The following is an 8,746-nucleotide window of genomic DNA, read 5'->3' on the forward strand; positions in this document are numbered from 1 at the left end:
ACCCACCTCGCCTTGCTGGAATAAGGAGATGCGGTGGGATGATGCTGACGGCTTGACCGGACGGCCGGACGCTCGTGTCCGTGGAGTGCTGGAGACGTGGCGTACCGGTCTGCTCGACCTCACCGCCGCGAACCCGCTGATCCACGTCGACCCGGACGGTCCCGGCGTGGTGGCGATCGACAGCCCGTCCCCGCGCGGCGTCCTGGAGGCACTGCAACAGGGCAAGGAGTGCGGCTTCCTCGGGGCCGAGGAGCAGGCCGAGGGCCCACGGCCCCGGGCGATCAGCGCCTTCCAGACCCCGATGCCGGACGCCGACATGGACGCCACGCTCCGGTCGCTGCGCCGCTCCGCCCACCGCGACCAGCTGGAGTACGGCCTGTCCGCGCTCTACCTGACGATCGGCACCCTGCACTGGAAGGACGACGACCGGGACTACGCCAGCCCGATCCTGCTGTTCCCCGTCGACCTGGCCGACAGCGACCCGCACGACTACCCACGGCTGCGGGCCCGGCCGGACGATCCGCTGGTCAACCCGGCCCTCACCGTGCGCCTCAAGGAGCACGGCATCGTCCTGCCCGGGGTGGAGAGCCTGAACGGGCTGGACGTCACCGTCTTCTGGGCCCGCCTGGACGCCGCGATCGGCGAGCACCCGGAGTGGCACACCGACGAGGCGATCCTGCTGTCCCGGTTCACCGTGCACCGCGAGGTCGTCTACCACGACCTGGTCGACAACGAGCGCCAGATCCTGGCCCACCCGGTGATCCGGGCGCTGGCCACCGAGGCCCGCTCCCAGATCGACGCGTTCAAGTTCGAGCCGATCCCGGCCCGCAGCATCGACGACATCGCCCCGCCCGACGACATCCCGCTGGTCCTGGACGCGGACGCGGCCCAGCGCGCCTGCGTGTCGGCGGCCCTGGGCGGGCGCAGCTTCATCATGCGCGGCGCACCCGGCACCGGTAAGTCGCAGACCGTCGCCAACATGATCGCCGCGCTGATCCACGCCGGGAAACGGGTGCTGCTGGTCAGCGAGAAGGCCGCCTCCCTGGACGTGGTCAAGGCCCGGCTGGCCCGCGCCGGGCTCGACGACTACCTGCTCGAACTGCACAGCGACCGGACCGGGCGGGACGAGGTCGCCGGCGCCCTCTCGTCGGCCCTGGACTTCATCCCGCTGCCGCCGCCCGCGCTGTCCACCGACGAACGCCTGCAACTGCGTGAGCACCGGGAACGGCTCAACGCGTACGCCGAGGCGATGAACGAGGTCCGCGAGCCGCTCGGGCACCGGCTGCACGACGTGCTGGGCATGTGCGCGCAGATGACCGACGTGGCGTCCGCGCCGATCCCGCAGGTCCTGCCGGTCCCGCTGACCACCCAGTCGCTGCAGCGGGTCCGGGACGCGGCCGAGCAGCTGGGCCGCGCCTGGCGACCGGCCGTACAGCCGGAGAACTTCCTGTGGCGCGACGTCGTCGACCGCAACCGGCTGGACGCCCGCCTCCAGCAGGCGCGGACCGCCCTGGAGCACCTGCTCGAAGCCGCCGGCCAGGACCGGCTGGCGATCGCCTTCCGGACCCGGGACCTGGCCGACGCGATCGCGCTGACCACCCTGGTCGGGCACGCCGCCCGCCGCCCGGCCGAGGCCGCCGACGAGTGGCTGCTGCTGGACGGCCTGGAACCGGTGGCCCGCACCGCCGACGGTCTCCTCGGCCACCTCCGGTCGCTGAGCCAGGCCGAGGAGACGGTGAAGGCCCGGTCCGGGGTCTCCTGGTCGGCGCTGCCGTCCCCGGCGAAGCTGCCGATCGTCCCCAGCCTGGCGCACCTGTCCCCGCCGCCGGTGGAACTGCTGCCGCTGACCGCCGCCCAGGCCCGCGGCCTGGCCCGCCGGTTCGCCGAGGAGGCCGACCGCCTCGAACAGAACCTGCACAGCCTGGACCGGGTCACCGCCCGGCTCGGCCTGCCGAACGTGATCGCGTTCTCCGACATCAACCGGATCGCCGCCATCGTCGACCTGCTGAACCGGCCGGAGAAGCCGGAACCGGGCTGGTTCGACGTGGCCGGGATGGCCGCCGCGCACACCGCGTCCCGGATGCTGCAGCGGGCCGTCGACGTGGTGCGGGTCGCCGAGGACAAGGCCCGCGAGCACTTCAACGAGGCCGCGCTGGCCCACCCGGTCGACGAACTGGCCGAACGGTTCGCCCACATGCACAAGGGCATCGGCAAGCTGCGGTCGCCGTACCGGCGGGACAAGAAGGCCGCCGCCGAGATCGCCCGGCCCGACGTCAAGCGCAGCCAGGCCGTCGCCAACCTGTCCAGTGCCGCCGCCTGGAAGAAGGCGCTGAACGAGCTGGACCAGACCGAACGCGAGTACGCCCGGATCCTGGGCCGGCACTGGCGGCGGCTGGACACCGACTTCGAGGCGATCGGCCGGGCCCTGGCCACCGCCGACGAGGTCATGCGGGTCACCCCGCCGGAGGCCCTGCCCGCGGTCATCGAACGGGTCAGCGCGGCCACCCCGAACAGCGCGATCATCCGGATCGTCGCGGAGGGCCGCAAGGAGTTCGAACGGTGGACCGCGGCCCTGCGCCCGGCCCCCGAACCGGCGCCCCGGCCGCAGCTCGCCGCCGGGCCGGTGCACGACGCGATCACCTGGCTACGGGCCCACGTGGAACCGCTGACCGCCACCGCCGAACTGGTCCAGGCGTACAGCTCGGCGTCCGGCCGGGACTTCACCCTCGCCGAGTCGGCGTCGGTCGGCCTGCTCCGGGAGACCGCCGCCGACGCCGCGGCGGCGCTGTCCGCCAACGCCGGCGAGTACGCCCGGATGCTCGGCACCGCCTACCGCGGCACCCAGACCGACGTGGAGGCGCTGGCCGAGGCGATGGCCTGGACCGCCGAGGCCCGCCGGATCCGGCGCGGCGTCGACACCGCCCTCACCAAGGACCAGGTGGCGGCCCTGCGCGAGGCCCGCCCCACCGACACGCTGCCGGCCCGGGTGGCCGAGTGGCAGGCCGCCAAGGACTGGATCCTGCGGGCCTTCGCACCCCGCCGGCACGCCTCGCTCACCGCCGCCCTGGACGACCACGAAACCGCCCTGACCCTGCTGGAGTCACTGCTGGCGGACGCCAAGGGCCAGCAGGAGTGGTTCGAGTACCAGTCGGCCCGCGCGATCCTGGCCGAACACGGCCTGGAAGAGGTGATCGACTTCTGCGCCCGGGAGGACCTGACCGTCGAGCAGATCCTCCCCGTACTCGGCCGGGCGCTCTTCCAGTCGTGGGCCGGAACCGTGATCCGCGAGGACGACCGTCTCCCACCGCTGGACGCCGCGGCCCGTGACCACCTGGTCGAGGAGTTCCGGCTCTGGGACGCCCGCCTGCAGCGCGCCGCCGCCGCCGATGTGATGAACGCCGTCGACGAGATGCAGCCCACCGGCGCCGCCGCGGCCGAGGCCGCCCTGGTCCGGGCGTCCGCCGCCCAGCAGGGCCGCCGCCTGCCGGTGCAGGAGCTGATCAGCCGCACCCGGCACGCCACCCTGGCGGTCAAGCCGTGTTTCCTGACCGTGCCCGCCGACGTCAGCCGGCTCGTCCCGGCCGATCTCACCTTCGACGTGGTGATCATCGACGAGGCGTCCCGGGTGCCGGTGCCGGACGCGATCACCTGCGTCTACCGCGGCGCCTCGTTCGTGGTGGTCGGCGACGACCGGCAGCTCACCGCGATGCCCACCCCCGGCGGCGGCCGGTCGGTGCTGGAACTGGCCATCAGCTGCGCCGCGTTCCCCGTCCTCGACCTCGGCACCCACTACCGCAGCCGGCACGAGTCGCTGATCGCGTTCGCCAACCACACCTTCTACCAGGGACGGCTCAACACGTTCCCGCCGGTCGGCCCGGCCGGACCGGACGCCGGGGTGCAGATGTTCCCGGCCGACCCGGAAGGCGGCGACGACGCCCTGGCGAGCCTGGTCGCCGGGCGGGTCGCGCACCACTTCGTCACCCGGCCGGAACTCAGCCTCGGCGTCATCACCGCGACCCCGCTGATGGCCGCGCTGGTCGAGGCCGCCGTCGCCGACATGGTGGTGCCGCCGGAGGACGACCGGCTGCACGGCTTCTTCGTCAAGGACCTGGAGACCGTGCAGGGCGACGAGCGGGACGTGATCGTCCTGGCGATCGGCGACGACCTGGGCGGCCTCGGCGGGCAGGACGGCTGGCGCCGTCTGAACGTGGCCAGCACCCGGGCCACCCGCCGGGTCGAGGTCGTCTCCACCGTACGGGCCCACGACCTGCCGGACACCGAGGAGCTGCGACCACTGGCCGCCTACCTCGACTACGCCACCCGCGGCGAGACCGCCCTCGGGCTGGACGAGCCGCGGCCCGAGGCGCAGACCCCGTTCGAGGACTCGGTCCGCGACGTGATCCGCGGCTGGGGCTACCGGGTCCGGTCCCGGGTCGGCACCGGCGCCTTCCGGATCGACCTGGCCGTCCGCGCCTCGTCCCGGCGCAACGCCCCGTTCGCGCTCGGCATCGAGTGCGACGGCACCACCTACGACTCGGCGCCCGCCGCCCGGGACCGGGACCGGCTGCGCGAACAGGTCCTGCAGAGCCTCGGCTGGCGACTGCACCGGATCTGGGGCACCGCCTGGTACCTGGACCGGGAACACGAGGAACAGCGGCTGCACGCGGCGATCGAGGCCGCCCTGGCGGCGTACCCGGCCGACGAGACGGCGCCCGAACTGGACGGCACGGCGCTGCCCGACCCGGCCGACCACGAGTACGAGGCCGAGGACGAGGAGCGTGAACCGGTCGTGGTCGTCGAGACCCTCGACGGTTTCGCCCCACTGGCCGCCGACCTCGCCGACCTGCAGGAGGACGCCGAGGCGTACCTGGCCGGTTTCGAGGAGACCCGGGAGCACGTCGCACCGCCCCGCGAGTGGTCGCACGCCTTCCCCGGCGCCCACGACGAGGAACTGTCCTGGGAGGACACTCCGCCCGGCGTGCCCACCATGGACCTCGACCCGGACCTGGAGCCGATGACGGCGGAGCACGCCTTCCCGGCCGAGTTCGACCTGGCCGCCGAGTTCGACCTGCCGGTGGCGTTCGGGCCGCCCGCCGGGGAGGAACCGGTCCAGGAGCCGGTGCTGATCGAGGAGCCGGGAGTCCGGCCCGCGGTGTTCGAGCGGCTGTCCCGGGCCGGGACCGCCGAGGAGGAACCGGAGGTCCGGGCCGCGGTCTTCGAGGAGGTGTCCCGGGTCCGCCCGGCGGTCTTCCAGAAGATCGACCCGGACGCGGAGCCACGGGCCGCCGTCGGCCGGTCCGGGAACCTGATCGCCGACGAGGAGATCGAGGACAACCGGGTCACCGCGGCCGTCTTCGAACGGGTGAGCCGCGCCGACCTGCAGCGGGCCGAAGCCGAACGGGCCGAGGCCGCGCTGGTGGCGGCGGCCGCACGGGTCGCGGCCGAGCGGGCCGAAGCGGCCCGGATCGAAACCGCGCGGATCGAAACCGCGCGGATCGAAGCCGCCCGGGCCGAAGCCGCCCGTCGCGAAGCGGCCCGCGCCGAGGCCGAGCGGGTCGAGGCGGCCCGGATCGAGGCGGAGGAGGCGGAACTCGCGCTGGCCGACGCCATCCGGGCGGTGGCCGACTTCCACGCGCCGGAGCCGCACGCACCCGCCGAGACACCGGCCGAGGCCACCGTCGAGATCCCGGCGCCCCCGCGGACCCGGGCCCGGCCGGTGAAGAGCACGACCGCCGCGCCGAAGAAGAGCGCGGCGCCCCGCAAGGCCACGGCGCCCAAGAAGTCGACGGCCCCGAAGACGGCCGCGAAGGCCGCGGCGGAACCGGTCGAGGTGCACCACGGGCCGGAGGAGTGGGCCCACGCGTACCAGAAAGCGAAATTGGCCCCGCTGCCCGCCGGAACCGGCCTCGCCGACCCGGAGTGCCGCCCCCGCCTGGCCGACGCGATCCGGCGGATCGCCGCCGTCGAGGGACCGGTGCACATCAGCCTGGTCCTGCAGCGGATGCGCGAGGCCTGGGCGATCCGGGCGATCACCAGGCAGGCCCGGGCCGCGGTCGACGCCGAGATCGAGGAGCAGGCCGAGATGGCCCGGGTCACCTGGGCCGACGAGTTCCTCGGCGACCCCGGCCAGCTCGTGCCGTCGGTGCGCACCAGGGCCGGCGGGGTGTCCCGCAAAGCCGACCAGATCGCCGACACCGAACTGCGGGTGGCCCTGGAACACCTGGTCCAGGACGCCGGCGCGATCGAGGTGGACGGCCTGCTCACCGCGACCGGGAAACTGTTCGGCTGGGCGGCCCGCCGATCCGCCGAACTGGACGACCGGCTCACCGGGCTGGTCGCCGACCTGGTCGAGGAAGGCCTGCTGGAACGTCGTGACGACGGGCTCAGCGCCGCCCACGACCTGCCCGACCCGCTCGCCCTGCCGCACCACACCGCGTCCCGGTCCCGGAAGAAGGTCGGTGCCTGACGGTCATCGATCCGTCGGCGCGGGTTCATCCACGACGTCTAGGGTCCGGCCACATGAGAAAGATCGTCCCCATCGGAGCGCTGGCGCTGGCGCTCACCGCGGCGCTGTCCGGCCCGGCCGGCGCCGGTGGCCCCGGCCAGGTCACCACCCCTACGCTGACCGGGTTCGCCTCGCTTCCGGCGGCCACCTTCGTGCCCGGCAGCGAGCCGTCCGGCAGCCTGGTCACCGGCAGCACCAACGGGATCCCGGTGCCCTTCGCCGACCAGCCGGTGCAGGGCTTCTCCGGGATCGCCGACAACGGTGACGGCACCTACGACGTGCTCTCCGACAACGGATACGGCAACCAGGCCAACTCGGCCGACTTCCTGCTCCGGATCCACCGCCTCGCCCCGGTCTTCCGCACCGGCAAGGTCGACGTGCTCGGCGGCGTCAACCTGACCGATCCCGACGGCCACGTGCCGTGGAAACTGACCCGCGACGACCGGGTGCTCACCGGCGCCGACTTCGACGTCGAGTCGATCGTCAAGGACACGTTCGGCGGCTACTGGATCGGCGACGAGTTCGGCCCGTACCTGCTGCACTTCGACCGAGCCGGCCGGCTGCTCTCCGCCCCGGTCCCGCTGGACGGCGTGACCGCCCCGGAGACCGCCGTCCGCACCGGCGCCACCGCCACCCTCGGCAGCAGCAAGGGCTTCGAAGGCCTGGCCAAATCGCCGTCCGGCCGCTACCTCTACGCCCTGCTGGAAGGCAGCGTCACCGGCGACACCCCCGGCGACCTGCGGCTCAACGAGTTCGACACCAAGACCGGGAAATACACCGGCAAGCGGTACGTCTACCGGCTCGGCGCCGCGAACCTGGCCATCGGCGACGCCATCGCGATCGACGACAACCGCTTCCTGATCATCGAGCGGGACGGCGGCCAGGGCGCCACCGCCGTGATCAAGCGGCTCTACCTGGCCGACAAGCGCGACCGGAACCGGGACGGGCTGCTCGACAAGACACTGCTCGTCGACCTGATGAACGTCGCCAACCCGCGCCGGATCGGCGGCTTCGGCCCCACGTTCACCTTCCAGTTCCAGACCATCGAAGACGTGGTCGTCCTGGACGAGAAGACCATCGCGGTATTGAACGACAACAACTTCCCGTTCTCCTCCGGGCGGACCGCCGGAGTTGCCGACAACAATGAGTGGATCACCATTGAGTTGCCCCGCTCACTCCAGCCCGACAAGCGCATCTTTCCAGCTCAAGGCCGGTAGGAAAACGATTTATTAACGGCAGGGAAATTGGTAGGCGCGCTATCGCGGAATTGCGGTAATGGCATACCGTGGCCGCGTGCCCGCCAATATCCTCCGCTCCGAGACACCGGCCCGGCTGCGATTGTCGTCCCTCGGCTCAGCGATCGCGGCCATCGTCCTGTTCGGTGCACTCACCCTGGTCATGGCCGGTGTGCGGGAACAGGTCCGGGTCATCGGCCAGGAGGCCGCGCCGCAGGCCGCCACCGCCGCCGACCTCTACTTCGCCCTCAGCGACCTGGACGCCCAGGTCACCCGGATCCTGCTGGCCGGCGACAGCGACGAACTCGCCGGCAGCCGGGTCGACGCGCTCGGCGCCTACCGGGACCGCGGGTACCAGGTCGACCGCGACCTGCAACTCCTGCTGGCCACCGCCGCCGAGCCGGCGGTCGTGCTCCGCGTCATGGACACCCTCGGCGTCTACCGGCAGCGCGTCGGGCAGGCGCTGACCACGCCCGACGACCGCGGCCACTGGACCCAGGCCACCAACCTGCTGCACCTGCGGATCCTGCCCGACGCGGCCGAACTGCGCACCGCCAGCAGCGACCGGCTCGACGCGGCCTACGAGACCAAGGCGCTCTACGAAACCGCCGGCCTCGCCGTGGTCGTCCTGCTCGGCGGGGCCCTGCTCGCCCTGCTCATCCACACGCAGATCTGGATGGCCCGCCGCTTCCGCCGCACCTGGAACCTGGCCCTGATCACCGCCACCGGACTCGGCCTGGTGCTGCTGGCCTCGGCAGTCGTGGTGCTGCAGGTGCAAGCCCGGCAACTGGCTGGCGGGCGCGACGACGGGCTCATGCCCTACCTGGCGCTGTCCGAGATGCGGGCGGTCGGTTACGACGCGGGCGCCGACACCGGCCGCTACCTGGTCAGCGACCGACTCTCCTACTACCGCGACGACTTCACCACCAAGGCCGCCTGCCTGACCGGCGACTCACCCTGCGTCACCACCACCGGCTCCGGCACCACCACTGGCTCCGGCACCACC

The 8,746-nt window shown here is 72.9% G+C and carries 3 protein-coding genes; all 3 read left to right on the plus strand.

Features of this window, described 5'->3' with window-relative positions:
- Positions 1-52 precede the first annotated feature (52 nt).
- Complete coding sequence (locus Aco03nite_RS01710; protein ID WP_239144838.1) at positions 53-6,466, plus strand: DUF3320 domain-containing protein; 6,414 nt, start codon at positions 53-55, stop codon at positions 6,464-6,466.
- 53 nt (positions 6,467-6,519) lie between these two features.
- Positions 6,520-7,722, plus strand: a complete 1,203-nt coding sequence (locus Aco03nite_RS01715; RefSeq protein ID WP_203792766.1) for an esterase-like activity of phytase family protein — start codon at positions 6,520-6,522, stop codon at positions 7,720-7,722.
- A 76-nt stretch (positions 7,723-7,798) separates the two neighbouring features.
- On the plus strand, positions 7,799-8,746 hold a 948-nt coding region (locus Aco03nite_RS01720), incomplete at its 3' end, for a GlnX family signal transduction membrane protein (protein ID WP_203792767.1).

The sequence above is a fragment of the Actinoplanes couchii genome (assembly GCF_016862075.1).
GTDB lineage: Bacteria > Actinomycetota > Actinomycetes > Mycobacteriales > Micromonosporaceae > Actinoplanes > Actinoplanes couchii.